Source organism: Cupriavidus sp. 86D6, from assembly GCF_057815095.1.
On record NZ_JBYPSB010000006.1, the window covers coordinates 358,025 to 380,212 of the forward strand.

Consider the following 22,188-nt stretch of genomic DNA (forward strand, 5'->3'; position numbering starts at 1 on the left):
GGCGCGTGGAAACGTCTCTCGGACGTTCCTGCGACGCACCGCGCCCGCCCTTCGGCTGCGGTGTGGCTGGGCGCATGCGAGCCCGGCTTCTTCCCTGTTGAACGCTCCCGGATGCGGCAGCACCGGGGGCGTATTTTTCCCCCGGCCCGTACGCTCTGCGCCACCACCGCCCGGCCCCCGCATCGCGGCCCTAAGTGTCGTGCGCGGCACGTATCAAAATTGATACAAAGCGGGCATCGCCTGTGATCTCCCGGCTGGTACATTGGCCGATCGGATGTCCCGCGTATTCCTCACTTTTCCCCATGGACCTGTCGCCCAACCTGCCCATTCGTCTGCTGATCGTCGATGACGACCCCCAGATCCGCGCCATGCTGGCCGAATACCTGGCCACGTTCGGCATGGAGGCCGAGGGCGCGGAAGGCGGCGCGGCGATGCGCACGGCGATGGGCCGGCAGGACTACGACCTGGTGATCCTGGACCTGTCGCTGCCGGGCGAAAACGGCTTGACGCTGTGCCGCGAGATCCGCGAGCAGAGCAACCTGCCCGTGATCATGCTGACCGCGCGTGCCGAACTGGCCGACCGCGTGGTGGGGCTGGAAGTCGGGGCTGACGACTACGTGACCAAGCCGTTCGAGATGCGCGAGCTGGTGGCGCGGATCCACACGGTGCTGCGCCGCAGCCGTGGCGACGTACGCCGCCCGACGCCTGCCCCGGGCGGGCACGAGATGCGCTTCGGCTGCTGGCGCCTGAATGCCACGCTGCGCCAGCTGGTCGATGTGGAAGACACCGTGGTGCCGCTGTCCAACGCCGAATTCCGCCTGCTGCTGACGTTCATCGAGAATCCGAACCGCGTGCTCGACCGCGAGATGCTGATCAACAATGCGCGCGGCCGTGACCTGGACGTCTTCGACCGCAGCATCGACCTGCTGGTATCGCGGCTGCGCCAGAAACTGCGCGACGACCCGCGCGACTCGTCGCTGATCCGCACCGTGCGTGGCGAAGGGTACGTGTTCACCGGCAACGTGGAGCACTGAAGGCATGGCTGCTGCGATTCCGCCGACCAGCGGCGGTGCTTCGGCGATACGGGCCGAACCGCGCGCCGCCGGGCCGGCCAGACGCCGCCGGTTCAATTCCATGTTCATGCGGTTGTTCTTCGTGATGACCGCCATCATGCTGGCCGTGCATGTGCTGGGCGTGACCGTGATCGAGAGCGTGTTTCCGCGCCCGGGTTCCGAACGCTACATGGAGCGCATGCGCCGCGCCGCGTCCGACGCCGAGGCGGCGGGCCAACTGGTGCCCAGCGGCACGCCCGCGCATCCGCTCGAAGGGGTTTTCATACCCGACCGGCCGCCTGGCGCGCCGGCCGGCATGCGCGGCAATGAACCGTTCGATTTCGATGGCCCGCCGCTGCGCCCCGAAGCGTTCGGCGAACGCCGGCCATTCGACCGTCCCCCCGGGCCGCCGAAGGGATTTCATATCCGTGGCATCTGGCCGCCGCACCTGGGCCTGATCTTCCAGCTTGCGGCCATCCTGATCGCTTCGTGGGTGGGCGCTCGCCTGCTGGCGCGGCCGGTGCAGCAACTGGCCAGCGGCGCCAACCGTCTGGCGCAGGACGTCCATGCACCGCCGCTGGACGAAGACACCGGCCCCGCCGAAGCGCGCGACGCCACGCACGCGCTGAACCTGATGCAGCAGCGCATCCGCACCCAGCTGGCGCAGCAGTCGCGCTTCCTGGCGGCGGTGTCGCATGACCTGCGCACGCCGCTGACGCGCATGAGCCTGCGTATCGAGCGCATCGAGGACAACGACGTACGCTATCGCCTGCGTCAGGACCTGGCCGAGATGAATGGCCTGATCGACGCCACACTGTATTACCTGCGCGAACGCGACGACGGCACCGGCCCGCGCCAGCGAGTGGACATGGTGGCGCTGCTGCAGGCGGTGGTCGACGACGCCCAGGAAATCGGGCAGGACGTGCGCCTGTCTGGCGAAGCGGCGCCGCTGCTGGCCTATCCGGCCGAACTGCGGCGCGCCGTGGTGAATCTGGTGGAAAACGCCCACCGCTATGGCGGCGCCGCGCACATCATCCTCACCGACAGCCCCGAGCGCGTCTCGATCGATGTCTGCGACAACGGTCCCGGCATTCCGCCGGCCGAACTGCAGCGCGTGCTGGAGCCGTTCTATCGGTTGGAGTCGTCGCGCAGCCGCGCCACCGGCGGCGTGGGCATGGGCCTGTCGATCGCCGCCGATATCGTGGCGCGCCACGGTGGCGAACTGAAGCTGACCAACCGGGCGGAGGGCGGGCTGCGGGTCAGCATCACACTGCCGCGCGCCTGATCGAAGCGATCCAGCCCCAGCTCAGGCGCGCTGCGGCAGGCCGCTCTTGCCGATCGCCGCCAGCTGCACGTACTGCGACCCGCGCAGGCCACGCGTGAAGTCCAGCGTGAAGTCCCCGACGTCGATGCGGGCCTGCAGCGCGCGCCGCAGTTCCGCCGTGCCCGACGCCTTCATGCCGGTGGCCGCGCGCACCAGCCAGGCCGCACTGATATAGCCGGCCAGCGTGGCAGGCGAGGGCGGCTCGTCCAGGTACTGCTTCATGCGGGCCACGTGCTCCTTGACGACGCGCAGCGTCGATTCCTGCGGCCCCGGTGCAATCTGCGTCACGACCATGCCGCCCGCGTAGCCGGCGCCCAGGATCTCGCGCGCCGCCGACGGACTGACCGCCGAAAGGCCTACCAGAAACCCGTACCAGTTTTGCGCCGCCAGTGCGCGGCCCAGGCTGCCATAGGCCAGCGTGTCGCCCGCGACGATCACTGCGCCCGGCCGGGCCGCGGCAATGCGCCGTGCGCTGTCGTCGAAATTGCCAGTCAGCGCCACGGCGCGCGTCGAGATGTCCTTTTCCAGGCGCGCCAGCCACGGGGTGCCGACACCAAGCGTGCCGGCCGCGAAGTCGGGCGACACCGCCAGCGCGATGCCGGTCAGCCCGTAGCTGCGCAGCTGATGCACGGCGGCATCGAGTTCGGCCTGATAGTCGGCGCGCGTGAACCACACGTTGTCGGCGCTCAGCGCCAGCCCCGACAGCGGCGCGACGATCTGCACCCCGCGCCGCGTCAGGTCGGCCGAGCCCGCCAGCGTGGGCAGCAGGCTGTCGCCAGGCCCGAACAGTACCTCGGCACGTTCGTTGTCGGCCAGGGCCACGGCCTGTGCGGCGGCGCGCGGGTTCGAGGCGTCCGCATCGCGCACCACGTGAACGATGCGCAGGCCGCCGTTGCCGGCCGGCGACGCATTGAAGGCATCAAACATCACCTTGGCGCCGGCCAGATAGTCCCGCGCCTGATCGGCCTGCGGCCCCACGCGGTCCACCAGGTGGCCCACCACAAGCTGGCGGCGCAGAAGCTGGCCAGCCGGCTGCGCCATCGCGGGCAGCACGGCGGCGGACGTCAGGGCGCCGAGCCTCTGCAAGGCGCGGCGGCGGCCTGTCGAAGCGGGCGGACACGCGGGGGGCGACTGCGGCAAGGCTGGGCGCATGGCAGTGAGAGTCGGATGGACAGGATGTGCTGCGGAAAGCGAGTGCGGCTGGACTTGATACTTGGCGAGCCGGGCCAGAGACTATCGGCCGTTCATGACGCTTCCGTGACTTTTGCCCGACATGAGGCCCCCCGTTGGCGGGGCTGGCAGGTGTAGGGTCGCCATGATCTTGATGCGCATCAAGGTTGATGCACCGGGCGAGGCATAGCATCGATTGTCATTCCGCCCACAAATCGAGTCTCCGCATGTCCGCCCCCATTCCAGACGCCGCCGGCACGGCTTTCGACCGCCGCGCGCTTGCCGATTTCCGCAGCCTGGCAGGCCGCATCGACGGCAACGGCCCCCGCTATACCTCCTATCCCACCGCCGACCGCTTCCACCATGAAGTGGGCGACGCCGGCTACCAGACGGCGCTGCAGGCGTGCCGCGCCGATTCGCCGGCCCCGCTGTCGCTGTATCTCCATATCCCGTTCTGCGAAAACATCTGCTACTACTGCGGCTGCAACAAGATCATCACCAAGGACCACAGCCGCAGCGCGCAGTATGTCGACTACCTGTCGCGCGAAATGGCGATGGTCGCCGGGCGTCTGGGCGAGCGACGCGCCGTGATGCAGTCGCACTGGGGCGGTGGCACGCCGACCTTCCTCGACCCCGATGAAATGCGCCGGGTCATGGCGGCGCTGCACACGCATTTCGTGCTGCTGCCGGAGGGCGAACATTCGATCGAGATCGATCCGCGCCGCGTCACCGACGAACGCATGGACCTGCTGGCCGAGCTCGGCTTCAACCGTATCAGCCTGGGCGTGCAGGATTTCGACCAAGAGGTGCAGGAAGCCGTGCACCGGGTGCAGTCATACGAAGACACGCGCGCCGTGGTGCGGGCGGCGCGGCGCCTGGGATTCCAGTCGGTCAGCGTGGACCTGATCTACGGCCTGCCGCACCAGACCACCGCGCGCTTTGGCAAGACCATCGAAAAGGTGCTGGCGCTGCGGCCCAACCGGCTGTCGGTGTACAGCTACGCCCACCTGCCGCACGTGTTCAAGCCGCAACGCCGTATCGATGCCGCAACACTGCCGCCAGCGGCCGAGAAGCTCGACATCCTGGTGTCGACGATCGAACGGCTGACCGCCGCCGGCTACGTCTATATCGGCATGGACCACTTTGCGCTGCCCGACGACGACCTGGCGATCGCCCAGCGCGAAGGCCGGCTGCAACGCAATTTCCAGGGCTATGCCACGCACGCCGGCTACGACCAGATCGGCCTTGGCGTCTCGGCCATCGGCGCCGTGGCCGGACACTATGTGCAGAACGCCCGCACCACGGACGACTACTACGCCGCGATCGATGCCGGGCGCCTGCCCGTGGTGCGCGGTTTCGAGATGTCCGCCGACGATCATCTGCGCAAGGCCATCATCGGCGCGCTGATGTGCAATGGCACGCTGGACATTGCCGAGGTGGAAAAGACCTACGGCATCGACTTCGCCACCACCTTCGCCGCCGAGCTGGCCGACCTGGACAGGCTGGCGGAGGACCACCTGGTACGCCGCGCGCGGGCCCGCATCGACATTACCGAACTGGGACGCCTGCTGGTACGCCGCGTGGCCATGGTCTTCGACCGCTACCTGCGCGACGACGCTGCGCGCCCGCGACCGGCGCACAGCGCCGCCAACGATGCCCAGGCGATTCCGCTGGTGCGCTATTCGCGCGTGGTCTAGCCGCGGCGGCAACGCCAGAAACGAAAAAGCCCGCGACAGATTCGAGGGCTTTTTTGCTGGGCGCAGGCCCCGTCGGTCGGACCTGTCGGACCTGTCGGACCAGGTCTGGAGCGGGCTGGACGCTTATTTGGCTGCGTTGGCCATGTAGTCGGATGCGGCAATCACGTCCGCATCCGGACCGGCGTAGCCACCCTTGGGCGGCATCACACCCTTGCCCTTGAGCGCGTAGTTGTGAACCACGTCCATGCCTTCCTTGAGGCGCGGCGCCCAGGCAGCCTTGTCGCCGAACTTCGGCGCACCGGCCACGCCGGCAGCGTGGCAGGCGGCGCAAACCTGTTCGTAGACCTTCTTGCCCGTGTCGGCCGACGCCGCAGCCGGGGCAGCGGCGGGTGCAGCCGGTGCTGCGGCTGCCGGAGCAGGGGCTGCCGCAGGTGCGGGCGCCGCGGCGGCCGGTGCTGCAGCCGACTCCGGCGCCGAGGCCGCAGCCTGGGCGGTGGCACCCTGGGCCGGAGCAGCCGGCTCGGGGAACTTGGCACCGCCGGCATCGGCCATGTAGACCACGGCGCGGGCCAGTTCGTAATCGCTGAGATCGTCCGGCGACGTGCCGGCGCGGGCGGGCATCGCGCCCTTGCCGTTCAGCACCGACTTCATCAGCCCATCAAAGCCCTGGCCGATCCGGGCCGTCCAGTCACCGGCCGTGCCGTACTTCGGCGCACCGGCCGCGCCCGTGGCGTGGCACGCGGCGCAAACTTCCTTGTAGACCTGCTCGCCCGTCTTGAAGACGCGCGGGGCATTGGGATCCTTGATTTCGAGTGACGCTACCGGCGCGATACGGGTGTTCACCGCCTCCACGCTCTGGGTGGAGCCGGCGCCCTCGCGGGTGCCATGTCCGACAAAATTGACCAGCAGGATGATGACGATGATCGGCACCAGAAAGGCGGCGATCACAACAGCTACAAGCTGCTTAGGGGTCTTGATTGGCGACTCGTGGTGGTCGTTTTGATGGACGTCACTCATACAGAACTCTCGATTTTGCGGGAAACCTATTGCACAGCACGTGGGGGCGGCTTGCTTGTCTGGCCCTGTCTTCGGGGATGAATCTGTCGGTCTTCGCGTCCGGGGCGTCTCCTGCCCCGCTACGTCTCTGGTACGACGCAAATAGCTGCCGATTATAGACCCAAGACTCGGCCCCGGGGGCCAAAAGCGACGGCTCAGAGACCTGTGAAAACCCGGGTTCGGCGGCCCCCGGCGCATCCCGCATGGACGGCCACGGACAAGTCGGGTATCCTATGCGACTTTCCGACGACGGCACTCGCCGTTGTCACCGCAGCTCACATCGCGCCCGTAGCTCAATGGATAGAGTACTGCCCTCCGAAGGCAGGGGTTGCTGGTTCGATCCCAGCCGGGCGCGCCAATCTGACTGATCGCTGGCACTTCGCCAAACGTCCCCGCTGAAGCCCGAGATGGCTGGTGCCATCGGCTTCGTGCCAAGAATCCGGCCTTTTCTGGTGGCGGTGCGAACAGAACATCTGTCACGCGCGGTGCCGATTTCCTTGAAATGCCCGCATTCCTTTACCGCCCCATTCGCCGCTGATAGCTTTGCGTGATCCGGTTGACCAGCCCCGGGTCGCGGGAATCGGCGGCCTGGAATTCCACGCGCACGCTGCCATCCGACTGCTGCCGGATCATGGCCGCCACGGGGGTGCTGCCGTAGTAGCCGGTGATATTGCCGGTGCTGGGCTCCTGCGTCTGCACCGCCACACCCTGATCGCGCATGGCGTCGGCCGCCGCGTAGAACGAGCGGTCGAAGCTGGTCGGTCCCGGCCCTGGCGCGGGCGGATAGCCGTAATAGCAGCCGCCAAGGAGTAGGGCCGTCCAGAGGGCAAGGATCAATGGCAGGCGTTTCATGGCATCCCCTTCAATCTGTCGGCGCCGAGTTTCCGTTCTAGCACCAGGGCGGGGGCGCTGGATATTGGGCGGAAGGCCCGGATGCGGAACGGCCCGGCAAGCGGCAGGCCCAATGAACAGGGGAATCGATGCACCGCGCATCGAGACCGGGACAGAAAATGGGACAGAGACAGGAGCCACGATGAGTAAAACGACCGACTACCAGGTGATGGCGCTGGCCAACGGCAAGCCAGTCAAGATGTGGACGGTTGGCGTGCCCGTCGAGGAAGATGCCCGGCGGCAGTTGCAGAACACGGCGCGCATGCCCTTCGTGTTCCGCCATCTGGCCGTGATGCCGGACGTACATCTGGGTAAGGGATCGACGATAGGGACGGTCATTCCTACCCAGGGAGCCATTATCCCGGCGGCGGTCGGGGTCGATATTGGCTGCGGCATGATGGCTGCGCGCACGACGCTCAAGGCGGCGGACCTGCCCGATTCATTGCACCGGCTGCGCAGCGCCATCGAACGCGCGGTGCCGCACGGCCGGTCGCCGGGACGGCGGGATCCCGGTGCCTGGGGGGATCGTCCGCCCCACCACGTGGACGAAATGTGGAAGACGCTGATGCCGGGCTTCGGGCGAATCTGCCAGAAGTACCCAAAGCTCGCGCGGACGAACAACCATGTCCATCTGGGAACGCTCGGCACGGGCAATCACTTCATCGAAGTCTGCCTCGACGAAAGCGACACGGTCTGGTTCATGCTCCATAGCGGGTCACGTGGCGTGGGCAATGCCATCGGCACGCAGTTTATCGAACTGGCGCAGCAGGACATGCGGCACCACATTGCCAACCTGCCCGATCGTGACCTGGCGTACTTCGAAGAAGGCAGCGCGCATTTCGACGACTACGTCGAGGCCGTGGGCTGGGCGCAGGAATACGCGCGCCGCAATCGTGAAGTGATGATGGCCGCCGTGGTCGAGGCGGCGCGGGCTGTTATCGGCAAGCCATTCGCGATGGATGAACACGCAGTGAACTGCCACCACAACTATGTGCAGAAGGAGCGCCACTTTGGCGCCGATGTCTTCGTGACGCGCAAGGGCGCGGTCTCGGCCCAGAAGGGACAGCTTGGCATCATCCCGGGGTCGATGGGCGCAAGGAGTTTCATCGTGCGCGGGCTCGGGAACGCCGAGAGCTTCTGCTCCTGCAGCCACGGCGCCGGCCGGACCATGAGCCGCAACGAGGCCAGGCGCCGCTATACCGTGGCAGACCAGGTCCAGGCCACCGCGCACGTGGAATGCCGCAAGGACGCAGCCGTGATCGACGAGATTCCGATGGCCTACAAGGACATCGACGCCGTCATGGCCGCCCAGAGCAGCCTGGTCGAAGTCGTCCACACGCTGCGGCAGGTGGTGTGCGTGAAGGGGTAGGTGGGGCAGGGCGGCCGGCAGACGTCGCACCGTCCTATTCAATGCGTCGGCTGACGTACCCGGTCAGCGAACTCGATAGCACGGCCGGCGCCAGCAAGGTCTGCAAGCGCACCTGCTGCGAGTCATCAAGAAAGTGCCATAGCAGCGGGGTCATCAAATGCCAGCTATAGACGACGATGCCGCCCGCCAGGGCTGTGCAGAGGATCCAGAACATGCCGATCATCGCGCAGTTGACCTGGTCGCGGAATGATTGGTGGCGTTTGTGCTCCCGGACACGCCCGTCATGCGCCAGGTCGCCGGGACCCATCAGTCCATGCTCTTCCGGATAGCCCGCTGGAGCACCGTCCGTTTCGCCTCCGTCAAACTCAAGATCCTGAGGGAATGCGGAGATCCTCATGGCTTCGTCGTTCATCCTGGGCCTCACAGCGCGTGATGCCGGCCTTTGCGCAAGATCTGCCTATAGAAATGGGCAAGCAGGTTATTGGAAATGGGCCCGTTCTTCCCTATTTCGTCACGCGTGATACGCCAGGGTGTTCCTGGATGATGCATGGCGCCGGCCAGGGAAATTCCGTCAAGGCGACCATACATGTCGGCAACCCAATCCATGAGAGCGATCTCATGCGGATCAAAATCGACAACTGGCGCGCCAGGCACCGCGTCGATGAACCGGCTGCAATAGTGCCGCACGGCGTAGTAGACACTCGGCACCATGGGTCCGAGCGGCCACGCCTGGACTTCCTCGTCGAAGAGCGGCCGCATGTGCCTCGCCAGCATATGACCGTGTGCGATGTACGTAAGCTTCGTCAACTGCAAGGGAGTCAGTCCTGCCCCCGCATCCTGACGACGCTTGAGCATGTACTGGGCAACGGCCAACGCCTTCCCGTCATGCGCTCTCGCATCATATTTCGTCCAGTTCTCTCGCTTCCAGAATTTCCACATGGCGACCCCTCTGTTCTGCGTGCTTGTTTGTGATCCGGCATGAAGACGACCATACCGTGCAGCCACACCCCAGGCCAAGTAAACATGTGTGTCATCTGCACAGCCGTGTCTCGCCCACGCCGCCTCAAGAGTGCAACAAATTGTGCTACCCGCACGATCCTCAGCACGTACGTGATGGGCGCAATCGTTGCTGCGAAGCGGTTCTTCGGCGCCTGGCGCGTGCCTTGCATCCGTATCCTGTCCCAGAAAGACCGTTGTTGAAAAAGGGGAGGGTTCATCATGCCCACGCTTGCCGCCGACCACATCGATATGCTGCGCAAGGCCGTGCGCGGCAAGGTGCTGCTGCCGCACGACGCCGGTTACGACGTGGCGCGCACCGTCTGGAACGCCACGGTCGATCGCCGGCCTGCGGTCATCGTCCAATGCACGGGCACGGCCGACGTGATGCAGGCCGTCAATTTCGCGCGCGATCATGGCCTGCCGGTCGCCGTGCGCGGCGGTGGCCACAACATTGCCGGCAGCGCCATCTGTCATGACGGGCTGGTGGTCGATCTGTCAGGGTTGCGCAGCGTCCATATCGATCCGCGCGACAAGGTGGCGTGGGTGAGCCCCGGCGCCACGCTCGGTGATTTTGACCATGAGGCGCAGGCCCTCGGTCTGGCCACGCCGCTCGGCATCAACTCGACGACGGGCGTGGCGGGGCTGACCCTTGGCGGCGGATTCGGCTGGCTGACGCGCCAGTACGGCATGACCGTCGATAACTTGCAGGGCTGCGAGGTGGTGACGGCCGATGGCCAGCGGCGCTGGGCCGATGCCAACCACGAGCCGGAACTGTTCTGGGCCTTGCGCGGTGGCGGTGGTAATTTCGGCGTGGTCACGCTGTTCGAATTCAAGCTGCATGCGGTGGGGCCGCTGGTGACGGCCGGGCTGATCGTATTTCCGGCCGTCGAAGGCAAGTCGGTGCTGCGCCAGTACCGCGCATTTACGGAAACGGCCATGCCCGAGGATATGAACGTCTGGGTCGTCCTGCGCCGTGCGCCCCCGCTGCCGTTCCTGCCGTCGTCGACACACGGCGCCAATGTGGTGGTGCTGGCGGTCTTTTATACCGGCGACCCCGGCAAGGCCGACAGGGCGATCGACCCGCTGCGCGGATTCGGCCAGCCCATCGGGGAGCACGTGGGCCAGATGCCCTACACGGCCTGGCAACAGGCGTTCGACCCCTTGCTGACACCGGGCGCGCGCAATTACTGGAAATCGCACAACTTCACGCGGCTGGACGATGCCGCCATCGACCTGATGACCGATTACGCCGCGCGCGGGCCATCGGCCCATGCCGAGATCTTTATCGGCCAGGTGGGCGGCGTGGCCAACCGCGTGGCACCGGACGCCACGGCATACCACCATCGCGACGCGCGCTATGTGATGAATGTGCATTCGCGCTGGGACCGTACCGACGAGGACACTGCCTGCATCGGCTGGGCGCGCGATTTCTTCGACGCCACCGCTCCCTATGCCACCGGCGGCGTGTATGTGAATTTCATGACCGAGGACGAAGGCGCGCGCGTCAACGCGGCGTATGGCCACAACTTCGACCGCCTGGCGCGCGCCAAGCGCACGTACGATCCGCAGAACCTGTTCTGCTCGAACCAGAACATCAAGCCGGCGCCGTGACACGATGCGCCGCACACCGCCCGGCCATGCGTTGCTATGATGCGGCGCATGGCCGACGACCTGTTCATCCCTCACCACGAGTACGAGATCACCGCCATTCGCGCGCAGGGCGCGGGCGGGCAGAACATCAACAAGGTGTCCAATGCGGTACACCTGCGTTATGACGTACGCACGTCATCGCTGGCCGCCGATCACAAGGAACGCCTGCTGGCGCTGCACGACCACCGCATTACGCGCGACGGGGTGATCGTCATCAAGGCGCAGCAGCATCGCAGCCTGGAAATGAATCGCGAGGAAGCCATCCGGCGCCTGCACGATCTGGTACGCAGCGTGGCCGAGCCGCCGCGCATCCGGCGCGCCACCCGGCCCACCCGGGCGTCGAAGGTCCGCCGGCTCGATGCCAAGGTCCAGCGCGGCCAGATCAAGGCGCTGCGCGGGCGGGTGGTCGATTAGAGGGGCGCCTCGGAAATCGAACAAATATTTCAAACGCAGGGAGACCGGGCGGGACAATGCGGCGATAGACAGGCATGCTCTGGCATCGCGCTGCCCAGCCATTTCCGATTTCGACAAGGAACGCCCCCATCCATGTCATCCGTCACGCCCGCCGTTACCCTGGAACCGATTCCGCGCGATCCGGGCTGGCCCCTCGTCGGCAACCTGTTCCAGATCACGCCCGGCGAAGTCGGGCAGCACCTGCTGGCGCGCAGCCGTCATCACGACGGCATCTTCGAACTGGATTTCGCGGGGCGGCGCGTGCCGTTCGTGTCGTCGGTGGCGCTGGCGGCCGAAGTGTGCGACCCGGCGCGCTTTCGCAAGATCATCGGTCCGCCGCTGTCGTATCTGCGCGACATGGCCGGCGACGGCCTGTTCACCGCCCACAGCGACGAGCCCAACTGGGGCTGCGCGCACCGCATCCTGATGCCGGCCTTCAGCCAGCGCGCCATGAAGGGCTACTTCGACGTGATGCTGCGCGTGGCCAACCGGCTGGTGGACAAGTGGGACCACAAGGGGCCCGATGCCGATATCGCCGTGGCCGACGACATGACGCGGCTGACGCTCGACACCATCGCGCTGTCCGGCTTCGGCTACGACTTCGAGTCGTTCGCCAGCGACCAGCTTGACCCGTTTATCGTGGCAATGGTGGGCGCGCTGGAAGAGGCCATGCGCAAGCTCACCCGGCTGCCGATCCAGGACCGCTTCATGGGCCGCGCGCACCGCCAGTTCGCCGACGACGTGGCCTACATGCGCAACCTGGTGGACGACGTGATCCGCCAGCGCCGGGCCGCGCCCCGGCCGGGCATGGACCTGCTGAACCTGATGCTCGAAGCGCGCGACCCCGAAACGGACCGCCAGCTCGACGACGCCAATATCCGCAACCAGGTCATCACATTCCTGATCGCCGGCCACGAGACTACAAGCGGCCTGCTGACCTTCGCGCTGTACGAACTGCTGCGCAACCCGGCCGTATTGGCGCAGGCCTATGCCGAAGTCGATGCCGTGCTGCCCGGCGACGCCCCGCCCGTCTATGCCGACCTGGCCCGACTGCCTGTGCTGGATCGCGTTTTGAAGGAAACGCTACGCCTCTGGCCGACCGCGCCGGCCTTCGCGGTGGCGCCGTTCGACGATGTGGTGATCGGCGGCCGCTACCGGTTGCGGCAGAACCGTCGCGTCTCGGTGGTGCTGACGGCGCTGCATCGCGATCCGAAGGTGTGGGCGCACCCGGAGCGGTTCGATATCGACCGTTTCCTGCCCGAGAACGAAGCGGCGCTGCCGGCGCACGCCTATATGCCGTTCGGCCATGGCGAACGCGCCTGTATCGGCCGCCAGTTCGCGCTGACCGAGGCCAAGCTGGCACTCGCGCTGATGCTGCGCAACTTCGCCTTCCACGATCCGTACGACTACCAGTTCCGGCTCAAGGAAACGCTGACGATCAAGCCCGATAACTTCGTGCTGCGCGCCCGGCGCCGGCGTCCGCATGAGCGGATCGCGGTCCAGGCGGCCGCCGAAGTGGTGGCCGATGCCGCGCAGGCCGACGTACGCGGCAATGGCCAGGTCATGACCGTGCTGTGCGCGTCAAGCCTGGGCACGGCACGCGAGCTGGCCGAGCAGATCCATGGCGGCGCGGTGGCGGCGGGGTTCGAGGCCACGCTGGCCGATCTGGACGACGTGGCGGATGCCCTGCCCACATCGGGTCTGCTGGTGGTGGTGGCGGCCACCTATAACGGCCGCGCGCCGGATTCCGGCCGTCGGTTCGAAGCCATGCTCGATGCCGGCGGAGCCAGCGGCTACCGCGCCGAGGGCTTGCGGCTGGCGCTGCTTGGCTGCGGCAACTCGCAATGGGCGACGTACCAGGCCTTTCCACGCCGCGTGTTCGACTTCTTCACGGCCGCCGGCGCGGTGCCGTTGCTGCCGCGCGGCGAGGCCGATGGCAATGCCGATTTCGACCAGGCGGCGGAACGCTGGCTGGCGCAATTGTGGCAGGCGCTGCAGGCCGATGGCGCCAGCACGGGCGGCATCAGCGTGGACGTGCAGTGGCGCAGCGTCGAAGCCATGCGTGCCGACACCCTGCCGGCCGGCACGCAGGCCTTCACGGTGCTGGCCAATGCCGAGCTGGTTGCCGATCCCGCCGGCCTATGGGACTTCGCCATCGAGGCGCCGCGCACATCGACGCGCGACATCCGGCTGCAACTGCCACCCGGTGCCACCTACCGGACCGGCGATCACGTTGCGGTCTGGCCGCAGAATGACGCGGCAGGGGTGGCGGCGCTGTGCGAGCGGCTCGACCTTGACCCCGAGGCCCTGGTCACGCTGTCGGCCCGCCAGGGCGCCGGGCGCGGGCTGCCGATCGGCGAAACGCTGCCGCTGCGGCAACTGCTGACGCACTTCGTCGAACTGCAGGACGTGGTGTCGCGCCTGACGCTCCGTTCGCTGGCCCAGGCCACGCGCTGCCCGTTCACGCGGCAGTCGCTGGAGCAGCTTGCCGCCGACGATGCCGATACCGGCTATGCCGCCCAGGTGGCCGCGCGCCGGCTGAACCTGCTCGATGTGCTGATCCGCTTCCCGGCCATCGCCCCGACGCTCCCGCAACTGCTGGCCTGCACGGTGCCGATGCGGCCGCGCTTCTATTCGATTGCATCGTCGCCGCGGGTGTCGCCCGATGTGGCCACGCTGCTGGTGGGCACGGTCTGGGCCCCGGCGCTGTCAGGGCGCGGCCAGTTCCGCGGCGTGGCGTCCACGTGGCTGCAGGGCCTGCCGCCGGGCGCGCAAATATCGGCGTCGATCCGCACGCCGAATCCGCCGTTCGCGCCGCCTGACGATCCATCAGTGCCGATGCTGCTGATCGGCCCGGGTACCGGCATCGCGCCGTTCCGGGGCTTCCTGGAAGAGCGCGCCGCCCAGCAGGCGGCCGGGCAGGCCATCACGCCGGTGCAGCTGTATTTCGGCTGCCGCCATCCCCGGCACGATTGGCTGTTCCACGACGACATCGCGGCCTGGGCCCAAGCGGGTGTCGCCGAGGTCCACACCGCTTACTCGGTGCTGCCGGGCGCCGCGCGCTATGTGCAGGATCTGCTCTGGCAGCGGCGCGCGCAGGTCTGGGGCCAACTACAGGGCGGGGCGATGGTCTACGTCTGCGGCGACGGCCGTCGCATGGCGCCCGCCGTGCGGCAGGTGCTGATCGAGATCGGCGCGCAGCAGGGCGGCATGACGGCCGACGCGGCATCGGACTGGTTCGCCGGTCTGGTGGCGCAGGGCCGCTACCGCCAGGACGTATTCAACTGACAACCAGGCGGTATCTGGCGGTCTGCCGGACAGCCTGCCGGCTTTGGCAGGATTCCGCTGAACATTGTCAGTCGGCCGCCCGGCCGGGCCCGTACGCTGGAATCCATCCCCATTCCAGAATCCGGAGACCCCCGATGGCTTCCCCCGCGATGCGCCAGGCGCGCGTGCTGGCGCTGTGCCAGGCGCTGTTCACGTCCGCCATATCTGTCGACCTGACGCTGACCGGGCTGGTCGGCTACACGCTCGCGCCAGCCAAGGCGCTGGCCACGCTGCCGTTCGCGCTGATTACGGTGGCGGGCGCGGCCACGGCCCTGGGCGTGCCATTCGTGATCGAACGATTCGGACGCCGCTTCGCGTTCTGCCTGGGCGGCGTGGCCTGCATGCTGGGCGGATGGGTGTCGGTGGCGGCAATCTGGCACCATGACTTCTGGCTGTTCTGTGCCGGTACGGCCCTGGTTGGCGTATTCCAGTCGTTTGCCCGCTTCTACCGGCTGGCCGCCGCCGACGCCGCACCGTTGCCGGAAAAGCCGCGCGTGATCTCGGTGGTGCTCACCGGCGGTGTGGTGGCCGCCGTGTGCGGCCCGGCCATCGCCGCGTGGAGTGCCGACATGATGATGCCGACGCCGTTTGCCGGCTCCTACGCCGTGGTGGCGGCCTTCGGGGCGCTGACCGTGATGCTGCTGATGCTGGCGTACCGCGAATCGCCGGCCGCGCTGGCCGCCGCCGCTGCCGACGCCCGGCCCGCGCGCCCGCTGGGCGAGATCGTCCGGCAGCCGGTTTTCCTGGCGTCGTTTGCCAATAACGGCATCGGCAACGCGGTGATGATGTTCGTGATGACGGCCACGCCCATTGCCGCCATCGCCTGCAACCACACGATCGCGCAGGGCGCGCAGATCATCGAATGGCACCTGGTGGGCATGTACGCACCGTCATTCTTCTCGGGGTGGCTGCTGCAGCGGTTCGGCAACCCGGTGATGCTGGTGGCCGGCATCGCGCTGTCCGCGCTGGCCGCGGTGGTGGCGCTGTGCTCGACGTCGCTGGTGGCGTTCTACGTGGCGCTGCTGTGCCTGGGCATGGGCTGGAATTTTATGTCGGTGGGCGGCACGACGCTGCTGGCTGGCAGCTACCGGCCTAGCGAACGGGCGCGCACGCAGTCGGCCAGCGAGTTTTCGTCGGCCGTGCTGACGGCGGCGGCCACGCTTGCGGCGGGTCAGGTGCTGACCGTCTGGGGCTGGCAGGGCGTGAACCTGGCGGTGCTGCCCGCGCTGGGCATTGCGCTGGCGGTGACGCTGGCGTGGCAGCGCCGGGAACGGGCGGCGGCGGTGGCCGCGGCAGTATGATCGTGGCAACGCAAGTGGCAACGTGAGCGCCAGCCCGTCACTCATCCATCCCGCAACCCATCATGCATCTCGTCCCAGACCCGCCGCGCGTGGTGGTGATCGTCGCGCCAGATCCGTCGCAGGAACTTGACGTTACGGGGCCCACGGCAGTCTTCAGCACGGCCAACAAGCTGTGCGGCCGCGACCAGCCGGCGTACGAGGTGCACGTGGCCAGTGTCAGCGACGATGCCATCGTGCATACCGAATGCGGGCTGCGGCTGCTGGCCGAGGCGCCGTACCACCGGATCGCCGGGCGGATCGGCAAGCCCATCGATACGCTGCTGATCTCAGGCGGCGCGGGCTCGCGCGCCGCGGCCGATGACGCGCGGCTGATCGGCTGGCTGCGCGAGCAGGCCGGCACGGTGCGGCGCATGGGTGCCGTGTGCACGGGCGCCTTCGCGCTGTGCCGCACCGGCCTGCTCGACGGCCAGCGCGTGACCACGCATTGGCGCCATGCCGAACGGCTGGCGCAGCGTCACCCCGAACTGACCGTCGATGCCGATCCGATCTGGATTCGCGCCGGACGCTTCTACACGTCGGCCGGCGTCACGGCAGGCATGGACTTGTCGCTGGCGCTGGTCGAGGAAGACCTGGGCCACGCGGTGTCGCTGGAAGTGGCGCGCGAACTGGTGATGTTCCTGCGTCGCCCCGGCAGCCAGGCGCAGTTTTCCACCGTGCTGCGCGCGCAGGCCGCGCAAAGCCCGGAGCTGCGCGCGCTGCAGACGTGGATCGCCGACAACCTCGGCCGCGACCTGTCGGTGGGCGTGCTGGCCGAGCAGGCGGCCATGAGCCCCCGCAACTTTGCCCGGGTTTTCGTCAAGCAGGTAGGAGAAACGCCAGCGCGCTATGTGGAGCGGCTGCGCGTGGAAGCCGTGCGGCGGCTGCTGGAAGGCAGTGACCGCCGGCTGGAAGCGATCGCCCACGCCACGGGGTTCGGCAACGCCGATGTCATGCGGCAGGCGTTCCTGCGCCATGTGCAGACCACGCCCGAACGCTACCGGGCGGCGTTCCGGTCTGACGCGGCGGCGGGGGAAGACGGGCTGGCGGCGTAGCGGTACGGGCCACGCCGCCGGCCGTACCCGCATCAGCGGGCGTTCTGCAGCGCGGCGATACGCGATTCGATCGGCGGATGGCTGGAGAACAGCGCCAGCCACGACTTGCCGCCCGAAATGCCCATGGCCTGCATGTTCTGCGGCAGGCCGTCGGCGTCCAGGCCGCCCAGGCGGCGCAGCGCGCCGACCATCGGCACGGGCGTGCCCATCAGGCCCGCCGCGCCGGCGTCGGCGCGGTACTCGCGATGCCGCGAGAAGGCCGCCACGATGATGCTCGCCAGGATGCCGAACACGATCTCGCAGACCACCACCGTGATCATGTAGCCGATGCCGGGGCCGCTGGACTCCTCGTCATTGCGGCGCAGCCACGAGTCGACAAAGTAGCCGACCACGCGCGCCATGAAGATCACGAACGTGTTCACCACGCCCTGGATCAGCGTCAGCGTGACCATGTCGCCATTGGCGATGTGGGCCACTTCGTGCGCCAGCACGGCCTCCACCTCGTCATGCGACATCGATTGCAACAGGCCCGTGGATACGGCCACCAGCGAACTGTTCTTCGACGCGCCCGTGGCAAAGGCGTTGGGCTCGCCTTCGTAGATGGCCACCTCGGGCATCGGCAGGCCGGCGCGCGTGGCCAGCTTCTGGACGGTCTGTACCAGCCAGAGCTCGGTGCTGGTGCTCGGATGGGTGATGACCTGGGCACCGGTGGACCACTTGGCGATGGTCTTGGACATCAGCAGCGAGATGAACGAGCCGCCAAAGCCCATCAGCGCGGCAAAGGCCAGCAGCATGCCAAGGTTCAGGCCGTTGGACGTCAGGAAGCGGTTCACGCCCAGCAGGCTGGCGGTGATGCTGAGGACGAGCATGACGGCGATGTTGGTCGCCAGGAACAGGAAGATGCGTTTCATGGTTGTGGGGCAGTGCAGGTAAGGACGCGGACAGGCCGCAGGCGCGCACGGCACGCATCGGGCGTGCCACGCGACAAGGGTCGGCGCGGCACATGTCGGCCGCGCGAAAGCGGGATCAGCCGCGCGGCGGGCGCGGCAGCCGGGGCAGGTCGGGATCGGGCAACGGGCCGGCCGCGTAGCGCGGCACGGCGCCGCGCGCCGCCGATGTCACCACGCGCGGCAGCGGCGCGGGCAGCAGCTGTTCGGCAAAGTCGGCGCCGGGTGGCGTCGGCTCCGCACTATCGGCAGGCAGCGAGGAATCGGACGAAACCGGTGTGGCAGATGGCTGGGAAGCCTCAGCCGGGTCGGCGGCTACCGCCACGTTGCCTGGCGCCATGACGGCTGCGTACGGCGCCTGCATGCCGGGGCCTGCCGTGGACATGCCAATGCCGGCCCAGGCCTGCAGCGGCAGGAAGGCAAGCAGCACGATCATCATCAGGAGGCGAAGCGGATGCACGGGGGCGGGTGACGCGCGAGACAGGAAACGATGGCGTTGATTCTACAGGATGGCGCGCCGGCCGCAGGGCACCCGATTTGCCGCGCCGGCGCGGCCCGGCACTGCAAGCCCGGCGCGACAGGTCTACACTATGGGAAACCCTGTAATGGCTACAGGGTGGATCATCGATCCCAGTTCGGAGATTTAAGCCATGCGCATCGGCGAACTGTCGCGCCATAGCGGCTGCGACGTGGAAACCATCCGGTATTACGAACGCGAAGGGCTGCTCGATGCCCCGCAGCGCGAAGACAATGGCTACCGCCGCTATGGCGATGGTCATCTGGTGCAGCTGAATTTTGTGCGCCATTGCCGCTCGCTGGGCATGAGCCTGGCCGATGTTCGCCGGCTGCGCGACTTCCAGCGCAATCCGTCGCTCGCCTGTGACGATATCAACACGTTGCTGGATCGCCAGATCGAGCAGATCCACGCGCAACGTGTGGCGCTTGAGGCACTGGAGGCGCAGCTCCGGACGCTGCGCCATACCTGCGAGAACCCGCACCCGCATCCGGCCAGCGAGTGCGGCATCCTCCAGAACCTGCAGCAAGCGGCCGAAGGGGCCGGCTGCGAGTGTCATCCGGCGCCTGCGCGGCACTGAACTGCCTGGCAGTCCACGCGAACCCATCCCCGCCAGAGCAGGGATGTTTCTCATCGGCCATGTCGCCATGGCTGTGCTAGCATGGCCGTTCGCGTCCCAGAGACGCTCTTTTTCTCAGAAATTTCCTACGATGTCTCGCCACCTTCCGTCCGCCGCCCTTGTCCTGGTTCGCACCATGCGACCGGCGCGCGCGCGCATGGTGGCACAGCCCATCACCGCCACCCGCCGGATCAACGCCCCGCTTGATCCTGCCCGGTTCCCGGCCTGACCGACCCCACTCCTGAGCAGCAAGGGTCCGGTGCCGAACCGGGCCCGAGCCACCACGCGAATCCGCTGTAACGCCGCTGGCGCCTGTTGCGCGCCGGCCCGACCGACATTTCCACGGCTGCCGCCAGCGCCGGGTTTCATCCCGACGCGCGGCCGCCGCTTTTGCGAGAGGCACTGCCATGGCAAAGACCAAGAACCCGACCCTCTACCTGACCGAACTCGACGTGACCCGCCTGGAGGGCATCGCCAGCCGTGCCGGCACGGCCGAACTGGACGAGATGCTCGACGACCTGCTGGCCCGCGCGGCCATCGTGTCGCCCGATGCCATTCCCAAGGATGTCGTGACGATGAATTCGCGCGTCGTCTGCACGCTGGAAGGTGAAGCCGCGCCGCGTGAGTGGACACTGGCTTATCCCGACGACGCCGACCTGGCGGCGGGCCGCCTGTCGGTGCTGTCGCCAATCGGCCAGGCCCTGCTCGGCGCCCGCGCCGGCAAGACCGTGGACTATCGCCTGCCTAACGGCGGCGCGCAGCGCGTGACCATTGTCAGCATCGCGTTCCAACCCGAGGCCAGCGGCCAGTACACGCTCTGAACCCACGCCCGCGCTGCGTGACGCCAGACGTCCCGCGGCGCGCGCCGCCTGCCCGCGCGCGTACCGCACGGTAGGTGGCCAGTTCCGTACTGCGGAATACCCCTCCTGGCCGCCATCCGGTCGCCGACCCCTACCGTTCATCCACAGACCCGGCGTTTCACGGCGAGCAACGCACCATTCGTCGCAGCGGTGTTTCTCGTGGAAGTGCTAGCCACTAACCTTCAGTCCGTGCTCGCATCGCTACACAGATGGCGCGTCCGGGCAGTAGTCAGCTGTATCCATAAAAAAGTTGTGAATCAGTTGAAGGAGTCCCAGATGAACGCCAAACGTATCCTTGGCGGCGCTCTTGTGCTTGCCACGTTGGCGGCGTCGGCCGCTTTTGCCGCGCCCGCCACGACCAAGAAGGTCGGAAAGTTCGACGTGTATGCCGATGCCGCGCGCCAAGGCAAGTTCGACACGTACAGTGAAGGCTCGAAGATCGGCAAGTACGATTTCTTCACCGACGGCCAACGCAAGTTCGACAGCTACACGGACGGCGCCCGCCAGGGCAAGTTCGACAGCTTCGGCGAAGGCGCGCGCAGCTTCAGCGGCGAGATTTCCGCCTCCGCGCTGGACAACTCGCGCAACGGCGATCTGTACGGCTACAAGGTCTGATGACCGGCCAGCCCGCCAGAACGCAAATCGGCGGCCCCGGGTCACCTCCGGGCCGCCGATTCTGATTTCCGGTTTCTCTCCCACCTGCGCGGCCGACCTCCTCCTTCTCTCTGAAGTCGCGCAGGTGATTTTTCCCCCGCCCGCCGCCGTTGTCGCATTTCTTCCCGTAGTTCTTTCCTGATTTTTCCGAAGTACCGTCAGAGTTGCCGCTGCGCGAAGGTGTCGCACTTGCGGATGTCGCCGGTCGTCAGGCCCTGGCGCAGCCAGCGCACGCGTTGTTCGCTGGTGCCGTGCGTGAACGCCTCGGGCACCACATAGCCCTGCGACTGCTTCTGCAGGCGGTCGTCGCCGATGGCGGCCGCGGCTTTCAGACCCTGTTCGATATCGCCGGGCTCGATCAGCTGCTGGTTGAGCTTGCCCGCCGTGGCGGCCCACACGCCGGCCAGGCAGTCGGCCTGCAGTTCCATGCGCACCGACAGCTGATTGGCCTGCGCCTCGTTCATGCGACGCCGTGCGGCGTCCACTTTGTTCGACACGCCGAGCAGATTCTGTACGTGATGGCCAACTTCGTGGGCAATCACGTAGGCCTGGGCGAAGTCGCCGCCCGCGCCAAACCGCTGGCGCAGTTCGTTATAGAACGACAGGTCGATATAGACCTTCTGGTCGGCGGGGCAATAGAACGGCCCCATGGCCGACTGGCCCGTGCCGCAGGCAGTAGGCGTGGCGCCTGTGAACATCACCAGCGTCGGCGGCGCATAGCGGCGGTTCAGGTCGGTCTCGAAGATGTGTTCCCACGTGCGCTCGGTACTGCCCAGCACCTTGCGCGTGAACACCGAAAGCTGGTCGGTGGCCGGCGGCCGGTGCGACTGCGATTGCGGTGCCTCCTGCTGTTGCTGCTGCAGCGCCGAGCCGCCCTGCAGGATCAGCCTGGGGTCGATGCCGAAGAAGTACGACGCGGCCAGCGCGACGATGATCGTGCCGATGCCGATCGATTTGCCGCCGATGCCGAATCCGCCACCTCCACCACGGCGGTCTTCCACATTCTGGCTTTCGGCTTCGTCATCGAGACGCATGTTGTTACGCTCCGGGGGTCTGTTATGCCAATGGAGTATAGCAACGGCTATGCCACCGGCTCCGGTGCCCCCCAGGCACACACGCAAGGATGCCCCGCGCGCATCGCGATGCGTAAAAAAGAGCGCCGCCCACGCCAATCGGGCTGAGGATTGGCGCGGGCGGCGGGTGAACGGGGGGTC

20 protein-coding genes and 1 tRNA gene are annotated in these 22,188 nt (G+C 67.4%); 13 read left to right on the plus strand and 8 right to left on the minus strand.

Annotated features, from left to right (window positions below):
• The first annotated feature begins 302 nt into the window (after positions 1–302).
• Both AC3G88_RS17145 and AC3G88_RS17150 read left to right on the plus strand, forming a co-directional pair.
• Positions 303–1,034 carry a response regulator gene (locus AC3G88_RS17145; protein WP_488893625.1) on the plus strand — a complete coding sequence of 244 codons (732 nt, stop codon included), beginning with the start codon at positions 303–305 and terminating at the stop codon, positions 1,032–1,034.
• A 4-nt stretch (positions 1,035–1,038) separates the two neighbouring features.
• Entirely contained in the window at positions 1,039–2,337 is a 1,299-nt protein-coding gene (locus tag AC3G88_RS17150; protein WP_488893626.1) for an ATP-binding protein, read from the plus strand.
• 21 nt (positions 2,338–2,358) lie between these two features.
• Here the strand turns inward: AC3G88_RS17150 and AC3G88_RS17155 are convergent, their stop codons facing one another.
• Positions 2,359–3,528, minus strand: coding sequence for an ABC transporter substrate-binding protein (locus AC3G88_RS17155; protein ID WP_488893627.1), 1,170 nt, complete (start codon positions 3,526–3,528; stop codon positions 2,359–2,361).
• 245 nt (positions 3,529–3,773) lie between these two features.
• Between AC3G88_RS17155 and hemN the strand changes: the two genes are divergently transcribed.
• Positions 3,774–5,243 (plus strand): oxygen-independent coproporphyrinogen III oxidase, encoded by a 1,470-nt coding sequence (gene hemN, locus AC3G88_RS17160; RefSeq protein ID WP_488893628.1) that lies wholly within the window; start codon positions 3,774–3,776, stop codon positions 5,241–5,243.
• A gap of 123 nt (positions 5,244–5,366) precedes the next feature.
• On the opposite strand, the gene AC3G88_RS17165 is transcribed toward hemN, so the two are convergent.
• Positions 5,367–6,260 carry a c-type cytochrome gene (locus AC3G88_RS17165; protein WP_488893629.1) on the minus strand — a complete coding sequence of 298 codons (894 nt, stop codon included), beginning with the start codon at positions 6,258–6,260 and terminating at the stop codon, positions 5,367–5,369.
• Positions 6,261–6,581: 321 nt separating this feature from the next.
• Here AC3G88_RS17165 and AC3G88_RS17170 point away from each other — a divergent pair.
• Positions 6,582–6,657: transfer RNA gene (locus AC3G88_RS17170), tRNA-Arg, on the plus strand.
• Positions 6,658–6,815: 158 nt separating this feature from the next.
• Here AC3G88_RS17170 and AC3G88_RS17175 read toward each other — a convergent pair.
• Positions 6,816–7,151 (minus strand): hypothetical protein, encoded by a 336-nt coding sequence (locus AC3G88_RS17175; RefSeq protein WP_488893630.1) that lies wholly within the window; start codon positions 7,149–7,151, stop codon positions 6,816–6,818.
• A 181-nt stretch (positions 7,152–7,332) separates the two neighbouring features.
• On the opposite strand from AC3G88_RS17175, the gene AC3G88_RS17180 reads away from it, so the two are divergent.
• The gene (locus tag AC3G88_RS17180) at positions 7,333–8,559 is read left to right on the plus strand and encodes an RtcB family protein (protein ID WP_488893631.1); all 1,227 of its coding nucleotides are present in this window, start codon (positions 7,333–7,335) and stop codon (positions 8,557–8,559) included.
• A gap of 34 nt (positions 8,560–8,593) precedes the next feature.
• Here the strand turns inward: AC3G88_RS17180 and AC3G88_RS17185 are convergent, their stop codons facing one another.
• Positions 8,594–8,971, minus strand: coding sequence for a hypothetical protein (locus AC3G88_RS17185; RefSeq protein WP_488893632.1), 378 nt, complete (start codon positions 8,969–8,971; stop codon positions 8,594–8,596).
• Between the two features lie 8 nt (positions 8,972–8,979).
• Positions 8,980–9,498 (minus strand): Panacea domain-containing protein, encoded by a 519-nt coding sequence (locus AC3G88_RS17190; RefSeq protein WP_488771776.1) that lies wholly within the window; start codon positions 9,496–9,498, stop codon positions 8,980–8,982.
• Between the two features lie 279 nt (positions 9,499–9,777).
• Here AC3G88_RS17190 and AC3G88_RS17195 point away from each other — a divergent pair, with 279 nt between their 5' ends.
• From AC3G88_RS17195 to AC3G88_RS17215, 5 genes are all read left to right on the plus strand, one after another.
• Entirely contained in the window at positions 9,778–11,169 is a 1,392-nt protein-coding gene (locus AC3G88_RS17195) for an FAD-binding oxidoreductase (protein ID WP_488893633.1), read from the plus strand.
• Positions 11,170–11,217: 48 nt separating this feature from the next.
• The gene (gene arfB / locus AC3G88_RS17200; RefSeq protein WP_194946467.1) at positions 11,218–11,622 is read left to right on the plus strand and encodes an alternative ribosome rescue aminoacyl-tRNA hydrolase ArfB; all 405 of its coding nucleotides are present in this window, start codon (positions 11,218–11,220) and stop codon (positions 11,620–11,622) included.
• Positions 11,623–11,754: 132 nt separating this feature from the next.
• Positions 11,755–14,949, plus strand: a complete 3,195-nt coding sequence (locus AC3G88_RS17205; RefSeq protein WP_488893634.1) for a bifunctional cytochrome P450/NADPH--P450 reductase — start codon at positions 11,755–11,757, stop codon at positions 14,947–14,949.
• A gap of 134 nt (positions 14,950–15,083) precedes the next feature.
• Positions 15,084–16,289 carry an MFS transporter gene (locus AC3G88_RS17210; protein ID WP_488893635.1) on the plus strand — a complete coding sequence of 402 codons (1,206 nt, stop codon included), beginning with the start codon at positions 15,084–15,086 and terminating at the stop codon, positions 16,287–16,289.
• A 62-nt stretch (positions 16,290–16,351) separates the two neighbouring features.
• Positions 16,352–17,380, plus strand: coding sequence for a GlxA family transcriptional regulator (locus tag AC3G88_RS17215; protein WP_488893636.1), 1,029 nt, complete (start codon positions 16,352–16,354; stop codon positions 17,378–17,380).
• A gap of 32 nt (positions 17,381–17,412) precedes the next feature.
• Here the strand turns inward: AC3G88_RS17215 and htpX are convergent, their stop codons facing one another.
• Positions 17,413–18,291: a protease HtpX gene (gene htpX, locus AC3G88_RS17220; protein ID WP_488893637.1), complete on the minus strand. Its 879-nt coding sequence runs from the start codon at positions 18,289–18,291 to the stop codon at positions 17,413–17,415.
• A gap of 115 nt (positions 18,292–18,406) precedes the next feature.
• Positions 18,407–18,787 (minus strand): hypothetical protein, encoded by a 381-nt coding sequence (locus AC3G88_RS17225; RefSeq protein ID WP_488893638.1) that lies wholly within the window; start codon positions 18,785–18,787, stop codon positions 18,407–18,409.
• A gap of 190 nt (positions 18,788–18,977) precedes the next feature.
• Between AC3G88_RS17225 and AC3G88_RS17230 the strand changes: the two genes are divergently transcribed.
• From AC3G88_RS17230 to AC3G88_RS17240, 3 genes are all read left to right on the plus strand, one after another.
• Complete coding sequence (locus AC3G88_RS17230) at positions 18,978–19,421, plus strand: Cd(II)/Pb(II)-responsive transcriptional regulator (protein ID WP_400395969.1); 444 nt, start codon at positions 18,978–18,980, stop codon at positions 19,419–19,421.
• A 446-nt stretch (positions 19,422–19,867) separates the two neighbouring features.
• Complete coding sequence (rnk, locus tag AC3G88_RS17235) at positions 19,868–20,281, plus strand: nucleoside diphosphate kinase regulator (protein ID WP_153946373.1); 414 nt, start codon at positions 19,868–19,870, stop codon at positions 20,279–20,281.
• A gap of 315 nt (positions 20,282–20,596) precedes the next feature.
• A complete protein-coding gene (locus AC3G88_RS17240; RefSeq protein ID WP_488771784.1) occupies positions 20,597–20,935 on the plus strand; it encodes a hypothetical protein in 339 nt (112 codons plus the stop codon).
• Positions 20,936–21,132: 197 nt separating this feature from the next.
• On the opposite strand, the gene ypfJ is transcribed toward AC3G88_RS17240, so the two are convergent.
• Positions 21,133–22,008, minus strand: coding sequence for a KPN_02809 family neutral zinc metallopeptidase (gene ypfJ, locus AC3G88_RS17245; RefSeq protein ID WP_400395965.1), 876 nt, complete (start codon positions 22,006–22,008; stop codon positions 21,133–21,135).
• Positions 22,009–22,188 lie beyond the last annotated feature (180 nt).

Coding starts and splice junctions, on each gene's coding strand:
- AC3G88_RS17145 (WP_488893625.1), top strand. CDS start 303: ATGGACCTGTCGCCCAACCTGCCCATTCGTCTGCTGATCGTCGATGAC.
- AC3G88_RS17150 (WP_488893626.1), top strand. CDS start 1,039: ATGGCTGCTGCGATTCCGCCGACCAGCGGCGGTGCTTCGGCGATACGG.
- AC3G88_RS17155 (WP_488893627.1), bottom strand. CDS start 3,528: ATGCGCCCAGCCTTGCCGCAGTCGCCCCCCGCGTGTCCGCCCGCTTCG.
- hemN (WP_488893628.1), top strand. CDS start 3,774: ATGTCCGCCCCCATTCCAGACGCCGCCGGCACGGCTTTCGACCGCCGC.
- AC3G88_RS17165 (WP_488893629.1), bottom strand. CDS start 6,260: ATGAGTGACGTCCATCAAAACGACCACCACGAGTCGCCAATCAAGACC.
- AC3G88_RS17175 (WP_488893630.1), bottom strand. CDS start 7,151: ATGAAACGCCTGCCATTGATCCTTGCCCTCTGGACGGCCCTACTCCTT.
- AC3G88_RS17180 (WP_488893631.1), top strand. CDS start 7,333: ATGAGTAAAACGACCGACTACCAGGTGATGGCGCTGGCCAACGGCAAG.
- AC3G88_RS17185 (WP_488893632.1), bottom strand. CDS start 8,971: ATGAACGACGAAGCCATGAGGATCTCCGCATTCCCTCAGGATCTTGAG.
- AC3G88_RS17190 (WP_488771776.1), bottom strand. CDS start 9,498: ATGTGGAAATTCTGGAAGCGAGAGAACTGGACGAAATATGATGCGAGA.
- AC3G88_RS17195 (WP_488893633.1), top strand. CDS start 9,778: ATGCCCACGCTTGCCGCCGACCACATCGATATGCTGCGCAAGGCCGTG.
- arfB (WP_194946467.1), top strand. CDS start 11,218: ATGGCCGACGACCTGTTCATCCCTCACCACGAGTACGAGATCACCGCC.
- AC3G88_RS17205 (WP_488893634.1), top strand. CDS start 11,755: ATGTCATCCGTCACGCCCGCCGTTACCCTGGAACCGATTCCGCGCGAT.
- AC3G88_RS17210 (WP_488893635.1), top strand. CDS start 15,084: ATGGCTTCCCCCGCGATGCGCCAGGCGCGCGTGCTGGCGCTGTGCCAG.
- AC3G88_RS17215 (WP_488893636.1), top strand. CDS start 16,352: ATGCATCTCGTCCCAGACCCGCCGCGCGTGGTGGTGATCGTCGCGCCA.
- htpX (WP_488893637.1), bottom strand. CDS start 18,291: ATGAAACGCATCTTCCTGTTCCTGGCGACCAACATCGCCGTCATGCTC.
- AC3G88_RS17230 (WP_400395969.1), top strand. CDS start 18,978: ATGCGCATCGGCGAACTGTCGCGCCATAGCGGCTGCGACGTGGAAACC.
- rnk (WP_153946373.1), top strand. CDS start 19,868: ATGGCAAAGACCAAGAACCCGACCCTCTACCTGACCGAACTCGACGTG.
- AC3G88_RS17240 (WP_488771784.1), top strand. CDS start 20,597: ATGAACGCCAAACGTATCCTTGGCGGCGCTCTTGTGCTTGCCACGTTG.
- ypfJ (WP_400395965.1), bottom strand. CDS start 22,008: ATGCGTCTCGATGACGAAGCCGAAAGCCAGAATGTGGAAGACCGCCGT.